The organism is Poseidonibacter antarcticus, assembly GCF_003667345.1.
GTDB lineage: Bacteria > Campylobacterota > Campylobacteria > Campylobacterales > Arcobacteraceae > Poseidonibacter > Poseidonibacter antarcticus.
In genome coordinates this window covers 14002-30336 of sequence record NZ_RCWF01000011.1, presented here as the reverse complement: position 1 = coordinate 30336, position 16335 = coordinate 14002, and the positions used below count along the sequence as shown (strand labels likewise).

General features: G+C 28.2%; 23 protein-coding genes. 6 read left to right on the top strand and 17 right to left on the bottom strand.

The window, feature by feature from the left end:
- Nucleotides 1-27: 27 nt before the first annotated feature.
- From D9T19_RS11720 to D9T19_RS11685, 8 genes are read right to left on the bottom strand one after another with little or no spacing between them, the layout of a single operon-like run.
- Nucleotides 28-1122, bottom strand: coding sequence for a ferredoxin-like domain-containing protein (locus D9T19_RS11720; protein WP_121628427.1), 1095 nt, complete (start codon nt 1120-1122; stop codon nt 28-30).
- Nucleotides 1122-2576 carry a sulfate adenylyltransferase subunit CysN gene (gene cysN, locus D9T19_RS11715; RefSeq protein WP_121628426.1) on the bottom strand — a complete coding sequence of 485 codons (1455 nt, stop codon included), beginning with the start codon at nt 2574-2576 and terminating at the stop codon, nt 1122-1124. Before cysN ends, D9T19_RS11720 begins: the two co-directional genes overlap by 1 nt.
- Before the next feature lies 1 nt (nt 2577).
- The gene (cysD, locus tag D9T19_RS11710; protein WP_121628425.1) at nt 2578-3492 is read right to left on the bottom strand and encodes a sulfate adenylyltransferase subunit CysD; all 915 of its coding nucleotides are present in this window, start codon (nt 3490-3492) and stop codon (nt 2578-2580) included.
- A gap of 17 nt (nt 3493-3509) precedes the next feature.
- The gene (locus D9T19_RS11705) at nt 3510-4214 is read right to left on the bottom strand and encodes a phosphoadenylyl-sulfate reductase (protein WP_121628424.1); all 705 of its coding nucleotides are present in this window, start codon (nt 4212-4214) and stop codon (nt 3510-3512) included.
- Between the two features lie 9 nt (nt 4215-4223).
- The gene (locus tag D9T19_RS11700) at nt 4224-4454 is read right to left on the bottom strand and encodes a DUF2061 domain-containing protein (RefSeq protein ID WP_121628423.1); all 231 of its coding nucleotides are present in this window, start codon (nt 4452-4454) and stop codon (nt 4224-4226) included.
- A gap of 46 nt (nt 4455-4500) precedes the next feature.
- Nucleotides 4501-5433, bottom strand: coding sequence for a cysteine synthase A (gene cysK / locus D9T19_RS11695; RefSeq protein ID WP_121628422.1), 933 nt, complete (start codon nt 5431-5433; stop codon nt 4501-4503).
- Between the two features lie 11 nt (nt 5434-5444).
- Nucleotides 5445-5858, bottom strand: coding sequence for an RrF2 family transcriptional regulator (locus D9T19_RS11690; RefSeq protein ID WP_121628421.1), 414 nt, complete (start codon nt 5856-5858; stop codon nt 5445-5447).
- Between the two features lie 12 nt (nt 5859-5870).
- The gene (locus tag D9T19_RS11685) at nt 5871-7139 is read right to left on the bottom strand and encodes an O-acetylhomoserine aminocarboxypropyltransferase/cysteine synthase family protein (RefSeq protein WP_121628420.1); all 1269 of its coding nucleotides are present in this window, start codon (nt 7137-7139) and stop codon (nt 5871-5873) included.
- Between the two features lie 358 nt (nt 7140-7497).
- On the opposite strand from D9T19_RS11685, the gene D9T19_RS11680 reads away from it, so the two are divergent.
- The 3 genes from D9T19_RS11680 to D9T19_RS11670 are packed head-to-tail and all read left to right on the top strand — an operon-like array spanning nt 7498 to nt 9841.
- The gene (locus tag D9T19_RS11680) at nt 7498-7809 is read left to right on the top strand and encodes a cupin domain-containing protein (protein WP_121628419.1); all 312 of its coding nucleotides are present in this window, start codon (nt 7498-7500) and stop codon (nt 7807-7809) included.
- A gap of 8 nt (nt 7810-7817) precedes the next feature.
- Nucleotides 7818-9044 (top strand): BaiN/RdsA family NAD(P)/FAD-dependent oxidoreductase, encoded by a 1227-nt coding sequence (locus D9T19_RS11675; RefSeq protein ID WP_121628418.1) that lies wholly within the window; start codon nt 7818-7820, stop codon nt 9042-9044.
- 14 nt (nt 9045-9058) lie between these two features.
- Nucleotides 9059-9841 carry a DUF2971 domain-containing protein gene (locus D9T19_RS11670; RefSeq protein ID WP_162984577.1) on the top strand — a complete coding sequence of 261 codons (783 nt, stop codon included), beginning with the start codon at nt 9059-9061 and terminating at the stop codon, nt 9839-9841.
- A 70-nt stretch (nt 9842-9911) separates the two neighbouring features.
- Here D9T19_RS11670 and D9T19_RS11665 read toward each other — a convergent pair whose 3' ends face one another.
- From D9T19_RS11665 to D9T19_RS11635, 7 genes are all read right to left on the bottom strand, one after another.
- On the bottom strand, nt 9912-10118 hold the full coding sequence (locus D9T19_RS11665) for a hypothetical protein (protein ID WP_205588718.1): 207 nt from the start codon (nt 10116-10118) through the stop codon (nt 9912-9914).
- Nucleotides 10119-10167: 49 nt separating this feature from the next.
- On the bottom strand, nt 10168-10536 hold the full coding sequence (locus D9T19_RS11660) for a DUF2237 family protein (RefSeq protein ID WP_121628416.1): 369 nt from the start codon (nt 10534-10536) through the stop codon (nt 10168-10170).
- 65 nt (nt 10537-10601) lie between these two features.
- Nucleotides 10602-11075 carry an ArsI/CadI family heavy metal resistance metalloenzyme gene (locus D9T19_RS11655; RefSeq protein WP_121628415.1) on the bottom strand — a complete coding sequence of 158 codons (474 nt, stop codon included), beginning with the start codon at nt 11073-11075 and terminating at the stop codon, nt 10602-10604.
- Between the two features lie 24 nt (nt 11076-11099).
- A complete protein-coding gene (locus D9T19_RS11650; protein WP_121628414.1) occupies nt 11100-11921 on the bottom strand; it encodes a hypothetical protein in 822 nt (273 codons plus the stop codon).
- 99 nt (nt 11922-12020) lie between these two features.
- Complete coding sequence (locus D9T19_RS11645; protein WP_121628413.1) at nt 12021-12416, bottom strand: hypothetical protein; 396 nt, start codon at nt 12414-12416, stop codon at nt 12021-12023.
- 42 nt (nt 12417-12458) lie between these two features.
- Complete coding sequence (locus D9T19_RS11640) at nt 12459-12656, bottom strand: WYL domain-containing protein (protein ID WP_121628412.1); 198 nt, start codon at nt 12654-12656, stop codon at nt 12459-12461.
- A gap of 16 nt (nt 12657-12672) precedes the next feature.
- On the bottom strand, nt 12673-13038 hold the full coding sequence (locus D9T19_RS11635; protein WP_121628411.1) for a S24 family peptidase: 366 nt from the start codon (nt 13036-13038) through the stop codon (nt 12673-12675).
- 87 nt (nt 13039-13125) lie between these two features.
- Between D9T19_RS11635 and D9T19_RS11630 the strand changes: the two genes are divergently transcribed.
- Both D9T19_RS11630 and D9T19_RS11625 read left to right on the top strand, forming a co-directional pair.
- Nucleotides 13126-13812 carry a lysophospholipid acyltransferase family protein gene (locus tag D9T19_RS11630; RefSeq protein ID WP_121628410.1) on the top strand — a complete coding sequence of 229 codons (687 nt, stop codon included), beginning with the start codon at nt 13126-13128 and terminating at the stop codon, nt 13810-13812.
- 12 nt (nt 13813-13824) lie between these two features.
- A complete protein-coding gene (locus D9T19_RS11625; RefSeq protein ID WP_121628409.1) occupies nt 13825-14205 on the top strand; it encodes a hypothetical protein in 381 nt (126 codons plus the stop codon).
- Nucleotides 14206-14221: 16 nt separating this feature from the next.
- Here the strand turns inward: D9T19_RS11625 and D9T19_RS11620 are convergent, their stop codons facing one another.
- Nucleotides 14222-14875: an HAD family hydrolase gene (locus D9T19_RS11620; RefSeq protein ID WP_121628408.1), complete on the bottom strand. Its 654-nt coding sequence runs from the start codon at nt 14873-14875 to the stop codon at nt 14222-14224.
- Between the two features lie 99 nt (nt 14876-14974).
- On the opposite strand from D9T19_RS11620, the gene D9T19_RS11615 reads away from it, so the two are divergent.
- Nucleotides 14975-15412, top strand: coding sequence for a hypothetical protein (locus D9T19_RS11615; RefSeq protein ID WP_121628407.1), 438 nt, complete (start codon nt 14975-14977; stop codon nt 15410-15412).
- Between the two features lie 2 nt (nt 15413-15414).
- Here the strand turns inward: D9T19_RS11615 and D9T19_RS11610 are convergent, their stop codons facing one another.
- Nucleotides 15415-16335 (bottom strand): TPM domain-containing protein, encoded by a 921-nt coding sequence (locus D9T19_RS11610; protein WP_121628406.1) that lies wholly within the window; start codon nt 16333-16335, stop codon nt 15415-15417.

Sequence of the window (16335 nt, the reverse complement as noted above, 5' to 3'; positions counted from 1 at the left end):
GAACAAATAAGCTTTCATATTTTAAGTTTAGATAAAAGGGTTAAAGTTTACTTTCTGTAAATCTTTTGCTAAATCATCAGCTTTAGTTGACGGTGCATCTAAAATTATGATATTACCTTTATTTGTTAATTTTACTTTTGAAGCATTATATTTTTCAAGAATTACAGCTAAGCTATTAAAATCAGAAGCTTTTAAATTTTGTGATTTTATTTTACAGCCAATATAACTTTGACCTTCGATTGTACTTTTATTTATCCCAAAATGCTCACCTTTAGTTGCTCTTGTATCAGCTTCTAAGATAATTCTTTTTAGATTAAAATTAATAGATGAATCCAAAATTTCATTAAACTCTGCTAATCCCCATGTTTTAACTAATGAAGCAAAAGTACTTTTATTAATATCAGTTCTATTTCCATACTCTTTATAAATATTTACAATAGCTTTTGATGTTTGAAGAATTTGAGAAGGTGTAATATAACCTATATGTTCACCTATAATTTTTACTGAAAATAAAACTTTATTACTTTTGTACGTACATGCATCAAATTTTACATCAGGTATTTCTACATGACAACATTCTTCTTTACATCCATTGATTGCTATTTGTAATTTATTTGGTAGATTTGAGTATTTTTTATTTCCAATAAATGTATCATTTATTTTAGTAGCAATAGTACTTACATCCATTAATTGTTTACCATCAACTGTATTAATTGGACAAGTGATAATATTTCTTACAGTATGTCCAGCTTCAAATATTGTGCTTAAATTTACATTATGTAAAAGATTGAAAATATGTGGTAAATCATGCATTTTCAAGTATTTGAATTGGATTTTTTGACCTCTATTAATATCCAAAGAATTTCGTGCATACTCTTTTGATATTAAAGCTAAGGTTTTAAGTTGTTCAATATTTAACTCTCCAAGTGGTAAAGGAATCACTACTTTAAAGTAGTTTTCATTATCTTCTTGTTTATAAATTCCATACCATTGAAATCTAATTAAATCTTTAGCTGAAACTCTTTCACCTAGGACAGCATAGATATAGATGTCACTTAAGACATCTATTCCATCTTTTTCTTTTTTGATATGTTCAATATTTAAAGTTAAATTATTTGACATTATATCGCCTTACAATTCCATTGTGGATAATTGTTTCTAATATATTGATTTAATTCAATCTCAGCTTTTGTATACTCTTTAATACTTTGCTCTTTTGATGATGATTCATTTGAAGATACAATCATACCAGCACCAACAGTTGAGTTTGTATATTTATCTATTATTATAAAACTTCCTGTATATCTATTTTTATGATATGCATCTATTGCAATTTCTCTATCTAAAGAAAGAGTACATTTTGCTATATCATTTAATTCTAATGTAGTTGCATTTACTTCTTCAAATGTATTAATATTCTTTTTAAATTCGATTGAATTAAATGATCCATTTATTACAGATGTTGCTCTTTTAATCACATAGTTTTGATTTAAAGCTAATGGTGTTTCATCCATCCATACAATCATTGCTGATAAGTGATTTGATACTTTAGGAATATCAGTTGATTTTACAATCATATCACCTCTTGAAATATCTATTTCATCTTCAAGTGTAATTGTTGTTGCCATTGGTGCAAATGCTCTAGGTATTGTTTCTACTGTTTCATCTTTTCCAATTGGTCTTAAATCTTTAATATCATTTGATACTATTGATTTTACTTTAGATGTTTTTCTTGAAGGTAATACTGTAATTTCATCACCAACTTGAATTGAACCACTCGCAATTGTTCCAGAGAATCCTCTAAAGTTTAAGTGTGGTCTTATTACATATTGAACAGGTAATCTAAATGAATTAGATGCTACTTTATGAATATCAATAGTATCTAGTAATTCCATTAAAGGTTTATCTGTATACCAAGGTGCTTTTGGTGAATTTGTTAAAATATTATCTCCATCTAATGCAGAAATAGGAATAAATTCAATATTTAAGTCTTCATTATGTGGAAGATTTGGAATAATCTTTTTATAATCTTCTTTAATACTTTCAAATACTTCTTGTGAAAAATCAACTAAATCCATTTTATTAATAGCAACTACTAAGTTTTTAATACCTAATAATGAAGCAATATAAGAGTGTCTTTTAGTTTGAGTTAAAATACCTTGTCTTGCATCTATTAAAATAATAGCAATATCAGCAGTACTAGCACCTGTTGCCATATTTCTAGTATATTGTTCATGACCTGGAGTATCTGCTATGATAAACTTTCTTCGCTCAGTTGAGAAGAATCTATAAGCTACATCAATAGTAATACCTTGTTCTCTTTCACTTGCAAGACCATCAACTAAAAGTGCTAAATCTATTTTATCACCAGTAGTTCCACTTTTCTTACTATCTTGTTCAATAGCTGCTAATTGATCTTCAAAAATCATTTTTGAATCATAAAGTAGTCTACCAATTAAAGTACTTTTACCATCATCTACACTACCACATGTGATAAATCTACATATTTCTTTATTCTCATGTTCGTGTAAATATTGTTCTATATCTTTTTCTATTAAATCTGATTGATGTGCCATCTTAAAAATACCCTTCTTGTTTCTTTTTCTCCATTGATGCATCACCATCAGAGTCAATTAATCTACCTTGTCTTTCACTTGTTGTACAAACAAGCATTTCTTGAATAATCTCAGGTAATGTTGTAGCTTCACTTTCAACTGCACCAGTTAGTGGATAACACCCAAGTGTTCTAAATCTTACTTTTTCTTTTTTTGCTGTTTTTCTAAGTTCTTCAGGCATTCTTTCATCATCTACCATGATTTTTGCACCCATATAATCTACTACTTCACGCTCTTTTGAGAAGTATAAATCAGGAATAGAAATATTTTCAAGATAAATATATTGCCAAATATCTAATTCTGTCCAGTTAGATAATGGGAATACTCTAATTGATTCACCTTTAGTATGTCTTCCATTATAAATATTCCAAAGTTCTGGTCTTTGGTTTTTTGGATCCCATCTATGGTTTTTATCTCTAAAAGAATAAATTCTCTCTTTTGCTCTTGATTTTTCTTCATCACGTCGGGCTCCACCAAATACTGCATCAAACTTATGGATATTTAAAGCATTTTTTAATCCCTCAGTTTTCATAATATCTGTATGTACTGAGCTTCCATGTTCAAATGGAGAAATATTCATCTCAATTCCTTTTGGATTTGAGTAAACAATTAATTCCATTCCTACTTCTTTTGCACGTTTATCTCTAAATTCAATCATTTCTTTGAATTTCCATTTTGTATCTACATGCATTAAAGGTAATGGTGGTGGTGCTGGGTAAAATGCTTTTTGTAAAATATGTAGCATTACAGATGAATCTTTCCCTACACTATAAAGCATACCAGGGTTTTGAAACTCTGCTACTACTTCTTTCATTATGTGCATTGATTCTGCTTCTAGCTGTTTTAAATGCGTTAATCTATCTTGACTTATTTCCATTTGATACCTTTCTTTTATTATTTTCTGTGTAAACCACATTCTTTGTGTTCTGGGTTTTCCCACCACCATCGTCCTGCTCTAATATCTTCACCGTCTTGAACGGCTCTAGTACAGGGTGCACATCCAATACTTGGGAAGCCTTGGTCATGAAGTTTATTATATGGAACATTATTTTCTTTTATATAGCTCCATACATCATCTTCATTCCAATCTATTAAGGCATTTACTTTTATTATATTAAATCCCTCATCCCACTCGATAAGTTTCATTTGGGTTCTTGTAACACTTTGAGCTGCTCTTAATCCTGTAAACCAAATATCTAAACCTTTTAAGGCTCTTTTTAAAGGTTCAATTTTCCTAATACCACAGCAAGTTTTTCTTTTTTCAATACTTTCATATTGTCCATTTACACCTTGTGTTTTATAGAGATTTTGAACATCATCAACATTAGGAAAATATACATCTAATTTGATATTATATTTTAGATTTGTTGCATCCATAACATCATAAGTTTCAGGATGTAATCTACCTGTATCCAATGTAAAGATTCTTGCATCTTTATCTTTTTTCAAAATAATATCTGTTAAAACTTGATCTTCTGCAGCTAGGCTTGAACTTAGTGCTGAAGTGTTTTTATAATTCTTTAAAAAATACTCTAATATTTCATTTGTAGATTTATCTTTTAATTCTAAATTTAATTTTTCTACTAACTCTTTACTCATAAAATGCCTTTATATTTGATAATCATTTGCTGATGGTTTAACTCTACCTAAATTGATTTTATTCCAAGCTCTTTCATGAAAATAATATAAAGCCATTTTTGTAAATAATTCTATTGATCCAATAGAGGCTGCCATTTTTAAATTACCAGTAATAAAATATGAGATTATTATTGTATCTAGAGTCCCAATTACACGCCAAGATATGCTTTTGACAACTGATCTGTAAGCTTTTTCCTGCATTCTTCTACCTCATACCTTATTTTATTTATATGAGAGCGAAGAGATTTTACTCTTCGTCATAATCATATAGTCCTGAACTTAAATATCTTTCACCTGTATCACAAAGAATAGTTACAATTGTTTTACCTTTGTTTTCAGGTCTAGATGCAACTTGTTTTGCAACAAATGCATTTGCACCAGCTGAAACACCAACTAATAAACCTTCTTCTTTAGCTAATGCTCTTGAAGTTGCAATTGCATCTTCATTTGATACTTGGATAACTTCGTTATAAAGTTCAGTATTTAAAACATCAGGAACAAATCCAGCACCAATACCTTGGATTTTATGAGGACCTGGTTTACCACCACTTAATACAGGAGAAGCATCAGGTTCAACTGCAATAATTTGAACATTTGGATTATTTTCTCTTAAAACTTCACCTGTTCCTGTAATTGTTCCACCTGTACCAATTGCTGCGATGAAAATATCAACTTTTCCATCTGTATCTGCAATAATTTCTTTTGCAGTTGTTAATCTGTGAATTTCAGGATTTGCTGCATTTGCAAATTGTTGTGGAATAAATGAATTTGAATTTTCTTCACTTAACTCAAGAGCTTTATCAATAGCACCTTTCATTCCTTTTTCAGGTTCTGTTAATACTAAATCAGCACCTAAAGCTTTTAATAATCTTCTTCTTTCAATACTCATTGATGAAGGCATAGTAAGAACTAATTTGATTCCTAAAGCTGCACAAACACTTGCTAAGGCAATACCTGTATTTCCAGATGTTGGTTCAATAACTGTTGTGTCTTTGTTGATTAACCCTTGCTCTAAAGCTTTATTAATCATATTTGTACCAATTCTATCTTTTACAGAATGTGATGGATTCATAAACTCACATTTCCCTAAAACAGTTGCACCACTTTCTTCACTTGCACCTTGTAATTTTACTAAAGGTGTATTACCAATTAATTCTGTTATATTTTTTGCATATTTCATTTTAATTTCCTTTATATACTGTAATGTAAAAATTCGTTATATTTATCTTGATAATCATCTAAATTAGATAGATTCAAATCAAAAATCTTTTTTATTTGTTCTTTTGACTCATCAAAGAATATATTTAATATCGGGTTTTTAGCTTTCACATCAACAACTTTAATATCACCTTCTAGTGCTACTAAAATATCAACTACCTTAATTTCTTTAGGCAAAAATGCTAAAACATACCCACCCTTAGCACCTCTTATACTTTTAACAAGTCCAGCACGTCTAAGTTTACTCAATAATTGTTCTAAATAATTCTGAGGAATATTAGCATTTGAAGAGATTTCCTTGATTTGCATTGGAGTATCTGCTTCATGTTTACTAAGTTCGTACATGGCTGTTAAACCATATACACCTTTTGTTGAAATTAATGGCATTTCTTCAAATTCCTAATTTAACGCTTGTTCTAAATCAGCTTTTAAATCTTCAGTGTTCTCTAAACCAATTGAAAGTCTAATTGTAACTGGTTTAACACCAACTTTTGTTAACTCTTCTTCTGTTAATTGAGAGTGAGTTGTAGATGCTGGATGAACAATAAGTGATTTACTATCCCCAATATTTACAACAACGCTAAATAATTTAGCACTATCAATTACTCTTTTTGCTTCATCAAATGACTCAACATCAAAAGAAATAAGTCCAGATGCTTTTCCATCTTTAAAGTATTTTTGAGCTTTATCATAATATTTATCAGTTTTTAAACCTGGATAATTTACTGCTTTTACTTTTGGATGTGCACTTAAAAATTCTGCAATTTCTAAAGCATTATCAGAATGTTTATCAACTCTTAAAGACAGAGTTTCTAATGTTTGAATTAATAACCAAGAATTAAGCGGAGCTTGAACTGCACCAATATCTCGTGCTAATGATAATCTAGCTCTTAAACAAAAGTTTGGAAGAGGAACATCAACATAAACTAAACCATGGTATGAATCATCTGGTGTTGTAAATTCAGTATATTTTTCTGCATTTTCTTTAAAGAATTCTGCTAAACCATCTCTTTCTACAATAATTCCACCAAGTACAGTACCTTGACCATTTGTATATTTTGAAGTTGAATGAACTACAACATCAACACCCCATTTGATTGGGTTAAATAAAGCTGCTGTTGCAACTGTATTATCACAAATTGTTAAAACACCATTTCTTTTTGCTATTTCAACTATTTTTTCAATATCTGCTACTGCAATTTGTGGATTTGATAATGATTCAAAGAAAATCGCTTTTGTTTTATCATTAATTTGTTCTTCTAAATTTGAAGCATCTTCAGATTTAAAAACATGTGCTTGAATCCCAAATCTTCTAATAGTATGAGTTAATAAAGTAACTGCACCACCATATAATTTATCAGAGATTAAAATATTATCTCCAGCCTGAGCAACATTTGCAATGGCATAGAAAATTGATGATTGACCACTTGAAACACATAAAGCTGCTGCTCCACCTTCAAGTTGTGCAAATCTTTGTTCTAGTACATCTGTTGTAGGATTATTTAATCTTGTGTAAATTGGTCCTAATTCTTTTAAAGCAAATAAATTTGCAGCGTGTTCTGAATCTCTAAAGGCATATGCAGTAGTTTGAGTAATTGGTACAGCCATTGAACCATAACCCTCTTTCTTATTATAGCCCCCGTGAACTGCAATTGTTTCGTTATGCATTGTGTAATCCTTCTTTCTTTCGTTTTTTAATTATGGTGAAATTATAGAATATTTTTATTTCAATGTCAAGTGATTTTATCAAAATTAATAGAATAATCTATATTAAAATACTTGTAATTAAGAATTATAGTTTAATTTATTAAATCATTTTCAAGTAAATAATTGTATATAAATCCTATATAATGGTAACTTTTAGATAAAGAATAATTTTTTATTTCAGAAGTAATAAAGATAAAAAGAATTTCAAAATTTATTGATAAATTTCTTAAAATATAATAGTTGATTAAAATACTATAGTTTAATAATAGGGAATATAGTATAAAATAGTTATAATTTTATTAATAAAAAGGCTTAAAATATGAAGAATAATATATTTGAAAATATTATAATAGATAAAAAACAAGAACAATTCTTTGAATTAATCAAAAATGACAATATAAGAATAGAAAAAATAGTATCAAATGGACAAAGCTCACCCATAAACTTTTGGTATGAGCAAAAAGAAAATGAATTTGTTCTTATATTAAAAGGAAATGCCATCTTAGAATATGAACATAAAGAAGTGATTCTAAAAGAGGGTGATTTTATAAATATTCCTGCTTTTACAAAACATAGGGTAAAATACACAAATCAAATGCAGCCAACAATATGGCTTGCAATATTTTATTAAGGTGTGATTTGAAAATAGCAATAATTGGAGCGGGAGCTGCTGGAATAATAGCAGCCATAACTGCTAAAAGATTAAACAAAGATATTCAAATAGATTTATTTGATGCAAACAAAGGTATTGGTAAAAAGATATTAGCTAGTGGAAATGGAAGATGTAATATCTCAAATAGCCAAGTGACAGCTAAAAACTATTTAGGAGAGAATCCTGATTTTGTTAGCTATGCTTTAAAAGAGTTTGATTTTAAATCTTTTGAAAAGTTCTGTAAAAGTATTGGATTACTTCTTGATATAAAAGAGACTAACAAAGTATATCCATTATCAAATGAAGCAAAATCAGTAACTAAGCTTTTAGAGTTAACACTCGATTCTTTAGGTGTTAACATATATTTAGAATCACTTATCTCAGATGTTCAAAAGATTGAAAACAAGTTTAATATCAAAACAAATGATAAAGAGTATAAAGACTATGATAAAGTTCTAATATCAAACGGTCTAGGAGCTGCACCACAACTAAATGCAAATGAATCAGGGCTAGACTTCGCCTCAAAATTTGAGCATAGTTTCAATCTAACTTATCCATCACTTGTAGGACTTCATACAGATGTAAACTATCACTCTCGTATGCAAGGAGTTAAAAAAGAGTGTAATGTATCACTATATATAAACGGACAGCTTGAACAAGAAATATTTGGAGATGTACTGTTTACAAAATACGGTGTTTCAGGTTTTGCTATTTTAGATGTTTCGCAAGTAGCAGCATATAATCTAAGTATGTACCAAGATGTAAAAATAGCAGTAAATTTTTTCCCAAAGCTTCATAGAAATGACTTAGCAGACCAAATCCAAAGCTTATTCAAAACTACACCAAACCAAAAAGCCTTAGATATTTTAACAGGAATGATATCAAATAAAATCGCACCAGTTTTACTAGAAATCTGTAAAATTGATAGTGAAGCAAAAGCAGGACAAGTAAACGCAAAACAAATCAAAGCAATATCATATCAACTTAATCAATGGAAACTAAAAATCACAGATACACAAGGCTTCGGACACGCAGAAGCCAGTGGTGGTGGTGTAAGAACAGATGAAATAGATAATCGAACTTATGAAAGTAAGAAGTGCAAAAACCTATACTTTGCAGGAGAGGTTTTAGATATTGTTGGAAATAGAGGTGGATTTAATCTACAGTTTGCGTGGGCTAGTGGGTATTTAGTTGGGAAGGCATTGGGTAAATAAAACATGGAATGTCTATGAAAATAAAGAATGAAACATTACTTTATAAATATAGAGACTTTGGAGAACATACTAATCAAATTATTAAACTTTCAGAGTTGTATTTTGCCTCCCCAAATTTCTTTAATGACCCTTTTGATTGTAATCTTCAATTTAGAAATATAAATTCATATAGTTCTTCTGAAATTAAAAAATTTAAAAAAAAAGTTTTACAGAATACAAAATCTATAAGACAAGATCTAAATAAAACAAAATCTAATAAAATTTTTATTTCTAATTTAGAAAAGGAAATAAAATCTTGGAAAGCTAATAGTGGTATTTTATCTTTGTCTCTTATTCCTAACAATATTTTAATGTGGTCTCATTATTCAAATAATCATAAAGGATTATGTTTTGGTTTTAAAGGATTAAAAAATCAAGAAAATAGTCTTCCTAGTGAAGGTATTAAAGTAGAATACTCAAAAAATGAGGATTATGAATTAATTTCCGTATTAGATGAAGATTATGAAAAAGAATTAACTCGGCTTTTTACTATAAAATCGAAAGACTGGAAATATGAAAAGGAATATAGGTTTACTAGGATATCTTTAAATGGAAGTAAAGAATATGGAAGTAAAAAATTTTATAAGAAATGTTTAAAAGAAATAATTTTTGGATATAAAGCAGAAAAAACTAAAATAAAAAATATCATCAATCTTTGTCAATCTAATGGTTTTGAACATGTAGAATTTAAAAAAGCTAAATTAGTTCCTGGAAAGTTTGCTTTAGATTTTGATAAAATAAATAAAGATGATTATTAAAATTCAGGGGACACCTTACTAATTTATCTAAAATAAAATTTCTTTAGAAGCCTTTTTATTAATATTTAAACTATACTGACTCTTTAGATAATTTTCTCATTTGGCTTAAACTTATAGATTCATTTTTTTCCATACTTCTTTTTTTTGCAATTTGTAAATCTAAATGATCAAAATAAAATTCTAGTGCTTGATTAACTAAGATACTTTTATTTTGATTTAAATCTTCTGCAAATTGTGTAATTTCATCTGCTAAGTTTTGTGGTACTGAAATTAACATTTTTTTATTTTTAGTTGTTAATATTTGATATCCTTTTATATACCTTGTCTTATAAATCCACAGCATAAGATTTCAATGTCTCTAAATCAATAAGTTCTAACATTCTTTCATGTGTAGAATGTATAAATATCTGAGGTGCTTTACCTTCTTGATGTGCTTTGACAAAACTATATCCTCCTAAACACCAACTCTCACCTGGTTTAACACCTGGGAAGTTATATTCAGGGATTGGAGTTGAAAGATCGTTACCTGCTTCTTTAGAATATGCTAAAAACTCTTCAGTTGCGTAAATGCAAACAGCGTGAACACCATCATTATCTTTTCCAGAGAAACAACAACCATCACGATAATATCCAGTAAGTGGATTTACACTACAAGGTTCTAATGGCTCACCTAGTACATTTAACTTTTTTTGCATATTTTTTCCTTGATTTGTGATAATAAAAATCTAAAATCATTGTATCAAAATTCTGTAATACTTTATTAACAACAACCCTTATCAGGTTTTGTAATAGAAAAAGCTGGTTTTTTACCATCATTAAATGTTGGAGTACAACATTCACTATGTTCATTTCCTCCATATAGTTCTACATCATTCATTGAGTGATAGTTTTCCCAAATTAGTCCACTTGGGTCATTTATCCAGTATTTATTTGATTCTTTATAACAGCATATTGCTCCAACTTCTTCTTTACCTTTGATTCCAGCATCTTCAAAACTTTTTTGAGCAGTAGCTAATGCTTCGTCACTTTCATATTGAATTCCTAAGTGATTAAGACCTTTTTCTTCACCTTTTGTTGATATTGCAAAGTTTACAGACATATCTTCTAGTAACCATTGTGCATAGTCTTCTTTTACTTTAGTAGGTTTTGCATCAAACTGTATATTATAAAAATGTATGCTTTCTTCTAAATTATCAACTGTAATATGCATATGTAGTCTTTTTTTAGTATTCATTTCTATCCTTTTAATTAATTATAATTATTCTACAATCCCACTCATACAAGTAACTTCAAATCCTTGTTCTCTCCAAGCTTTTACAATTTCAAGTAATCCAATACTATCGCTTGGCATATGAGGTGCAATGATTATATTTCCTATATTTTGTTCAGCAACTGCTCTTTTTACATCTTCAGGAACGTGCATAGCTATAATAGTTCCAACTCCTGCTTCGAAATATGATTTATAAACATCAACGCCACCGTTTGTTCCACCCGCCATTAAAACTTCTATTTTTCCTGCATAGTCGCTTGGTGATCCCACTCTTATAACTGGTTGTGCAACTTTTCCTATGTAGTATTCCCATGAGTTTAACTCTTCGATAATATCTTGAAGTTTTGTTTTTGGCTTAGTATTAAATACAATATCAAGTCTTGATTGAACTATTTCTTCTGTTATAAAATCAGCAGGAATATGGATATTTAAATAAGGCATTTTCATTAGTCTTGCTGCTGAACTTACTCTGTCATAGTTAGAGGCATGTCTTCCTAAGTCGATACTTGCTTGCATTTTTTTCAAGGCTTTTTGTGCTTTATTTATGGGTACTCCACTTTTTACCATTCGCTCAATTTGTACATCCATTACTTTTGCAAAATCAACTACGCAAGAGTCTGCTTTGGGATGATGTGAAACTACACAATCAAATCCGAGCTGTTTAGCCAGAAGTAATTCTGGAGTTTCCATATCAATACCAATTAGTACTTTTTTGATATTTTCACCTTCAACTATAATATTTGTATCATAGGGCATAGAGTCTAGATGTGCTAGTTTTAGTGCTGTGTTCATTAAATTTGTTGTATTCATATTTATAACCATTTTAGTTTTTTATAAATTATATCATTTACTTGTTGTAAAGAGAAAGTGAAAGAGAAAATCAAACCCATAAAGGGTTTGATATAAGAATTAGTTTCCTAATAATTTTGAAGCAGTACCCATTAAAGATGAAGATGAGTCAGAAGTAACAGCTTTTGCCGCTTCAGATGTAACTGCATCTTTAGCATCATTAACTTTACCTTCTAAACCTTCACTTGATTTTTCTGCACAAATATCAATAGCTTTAGCCATCATTCCATCATCTGCAATTCCTACAAATGATTTATAAGTTGATGCTTGAGTACAATAAGTTTTTGCTTGTGCAGCAGTAGTTGGTGCTTTTTCTTTAACAATATCTGTTAATTGTTTTCCAATGCTTTCAGCTGTAATTCCTAATGAACCACCAACTGCTGTTGCTGTACTTGCAAGATCAAATGCGAACATTGTTGATAATGTTAGTGCTGATATTAAAATTATTTTTTTCATTTTTATCCTTTTATTTTATATATAAGTATACTATTTATAGGATTAAAACTTTTCTTTTAGGATTTGAATCCTTGTTATTAATTCAAAATTAAAATCTTTTACCGAAGTTTTTAATACATATGTATTTTTTGTAATAAGTTTAAGGGGTCTTATTTTTATATATTTTTTATTTTTGTATGTAAAAGAAATATAATTCTTATCTTTTATTGCTTTTTGTAAAAATCTTAATTCTATATTCATTTATTATTTCTTAAATTTATAGATTTGTAAAGGTAAGAAGTACCTTTGCAATTAAATGGATTTCCTTTTCTTTATAAATTAGATGTGAAAAATTTGGATTAATTGAGAAAAATTCATTATTTCTTAGATTATATCTTTTAACCCACATTTTATTTTTATAATATACTAAATAAATACCATCATTCTCAAGACTTTTATTTGAAAGATCAGAGATAATAACTGCTTTATGATTTATAATAGGTTGCATAGATTTCCCATCAACTAGTGTTACAAATAGTGATTCTTCATTAAAGTTTTCATTAATTAAGTGCTTAGAAAAAGTTAAATTTTTTACTTTATTATCATCGAAAACATCAGTATATTCTAGGGTAATATTATTCATAGCTTACCTTTTGTGTGAAATTGGAGTATAAGTATATCTATATATTATTTAGATAGAATGCAATTTTAAAAATTATTAGGACAATATTTGAATTTCAAACAAATTAAAATGGCTATTTATTCAACTTATCTTACAAATAAGTTTGGTTTTCGTCTTAAAAAAACAAAAACAAGAGATGAAAAAATACTTCTTAGACAAGAATATACAAAAGCTTTATTTGCAAAATTAAAAATTGATGTAAATATTATTAATAAAGAAAGACTACCTCAAGATGGGAAATTTTTATTGATTTCAAATCATAGAAGTATTATCGATCCTTTAATAATTGAGCGTACTTTTATGAATATAAATATAAAAGGTTATTGGGTTGCAAAAAAAGAGTTATATAACTCTTTTTTCTTTGGTATGTTTACTAGAAATGCAGGTTCAATACTTTTAGATAGAGAAGCTAAAAATATGTCACCATTTTTTAAAAGATTAAAAGAAGTAGTATCAGAAGGAACATCTATTTTTATTTTTCCAGAAGGTACACGAAACAAAGAAAACACTCCACTATCTAGTTTTAAAGAGGGTGCAAGAATTATTGCTTTAAAAAATAGACTTCCAATTTTGCCTGTTTTCATAAGAACAAATGCAAATGAAATTTTAAAAGAAGCAATAAACAAAAGAGATAAAACTTTAATAATTGATATTGAAATTGGAACAATTATTGATTATAAAGATAAAACTTCATTAGAAGAAAATTATCGTAATATTTTTAATTTAGATAAATAAGAAAGGAAAAATATGAGTACAGAGCTGATAGAAAAACCACAAACAGAAGTAGAACAAAAACTAGTTCAAGATGAATATAATGTAAATGTTGCATTTTATATTCATTTGAAATCATTTAATAATAATGTTAGAAGTGAATTAAAACAGAGAATAAAAGAAGTATTTTTCTTTTCAAAAGGTGTTGACTGGAAATTCGATAGTTTTGGTATCGAAAAACCAGGTTCAAGAGGTTGTGAAATTTTAGGTTACTTTATTTTTAGAACTTCAAATGTAGAGAAGTTAAAAAAACTATTTTTAACTGAATTCAAAGATTATGAGAACTCTTCAAAGATTACTTGTTCAGTTGCAAAATATGAAAAAGTAGAAGAAATATTCTTTGAATTAGAAGTATAAACAAAACATTAAAATATTAAGAGATTAAAATATTGTAGAGTTCATTAGTATTTGATACTATGAAATCTGCACCATTTTCTCTTAGTTCTTTTTCATCTCTAAATCCCCAAAGTACTCCAATTGCAATCATTCCTGCGTTCTTAGCAGTTTGCATATCTATTTTTGTATCTCCTACAAAATATATATCTTTCACATCTTTTTTTAATTCATTTGCTATTAATAATGCTGCTTGTGCATCTGGTTTCTTCGCAATAGTATCTTTTTGTCCTGAAATATTCACAAATGAATAATCTTTAAAAAATTTATCCATACAATTAAGTGTGAAATTATGAGGTTTATTTGAAAGTATCGCTTTTTGATAATCTTGTTTTTCTAATTTATTAAAAAGTTCATAAATACCATCATATACTTTTGTTCTAGTATCAATCTCTTTTTTATAGATTACTTTAAATCTTTCATGAAGTTTTGCTATTGTTTGCTCATTTACAGTATCAGCTATAGCTCTTTTTAGTAAAATTTTTACTCCATCCCCTATAAAATATTTATATGCATTAATTTCATGCGTTTTAAACCCGAACTCCCTAAGTGTTTGATTTACGCTGTTTGCTAAATCTTCTAGTGAATCAATTAATGTTCCATCTAGATCAAATATTACTGCTTTTTGTGACATGAAAATCCTTTGTTATATTTTAATATATTCAAATAAACTTGTCAAATGAGTAATAATTAATATTATTTATTTTATAATAAGCTTCACAAAGGAATGAATATGAGAATTTTAGTTTGTATTTTTATTTTAACTACTCTTTTAAATGCAAATAATTTAGAAAAAGGCTTTTCTAAGTTAAATACAGAACAAATGGCAGAGGTATTAGCAAAAATGATTAATAAGCAATTACCAATAAGATTAGATGAAATTACAGTCGCAAAAGAAACATTTTTTGAAGGTAAAACATATGGATTAAGGAAATATTTTATACCTGAGAATGAAAAAGTAGCAAAAGATTTTAGACCTTATTTAACTTCTGAACTTTATGAAAAACAAAGTTTCTATAATTTAATGAAGAAAAGTGAAGTTACAAATATGTGTAAATCTAATTTAGTTAGAATATTTTTGAATAAAAGTGGAATTGTTAGAGTAGATTATTATAATGAAGATGAAGAAAATGTCTTATTTATTTTACTTAATAAAAATGATTGCAAGTAGGGCTACCAGCCCCCACTTGCACCACCGCCGCCAAATCCACCGCCACCACCAGAGAATCCACCACCTCCAGAGCTAAAACCGCCACCACTGGAAAATCCGCCAAATCCTGAGTGAGATTTATTTGAAGAATTTCTTTTAATACTTTTTAATTTATCAAAATCTACATTTCTAGTATTTATAAAGTTAAATACAAAAACTACAACAAATATAATTAATGCAAGGATAATACTATATGAAGTAAAAGCAGAACCCATTATATAAACAAAAAATCCAAAAAATGATGAAGGAATTGATGATTTAGTTGCTTTATATAATGCTTGTTTTCTTAATGTTCTAGCAACTCCATTTCCTAAAATAGATAGAAATATAAGAGCAAAGAATATCAAAGGAATAAACTCTTCACTATTGTTACTTTTTGTTACTTTCTTATCATTTTTATATTCACCATTTATAGCCTGTATTATTTTGTTAACTGCACTTTGTATTCCCTCATAATATTGACCACTTCTAAACTTTGGCTTTAGAGTGTATTCTATAATCTCAAAAGAAATTTTATCAGTTAATGCACCTTCTAAACCATAACCAACTTCAATACGAAGCTTTTTATCATTTAGGGCAATTACAAGTAATACACCATTATTTTTGTCTTTTTGACCAATTTGCCAGTATCTTCCTAATTGATATGAATAATCAGCAATTTCATAACCATCTAATGACTTAAGAGTAAGTACTACAATTTGGTTTGATGTTTTTTCTTCATGAGCTTTTAGAATCTGTGTTAAAGAATCTTTTTGACTTTGAGATAAAAGATTTGCATTATCTACAACTCTTCCCGTAAGTTGTGGAAATGAATCTGTAATATTGGCAAAAGATGAAAATACAAAACTTGAAAGTAAAAAAATTACTATTAATATTTTTTTCAT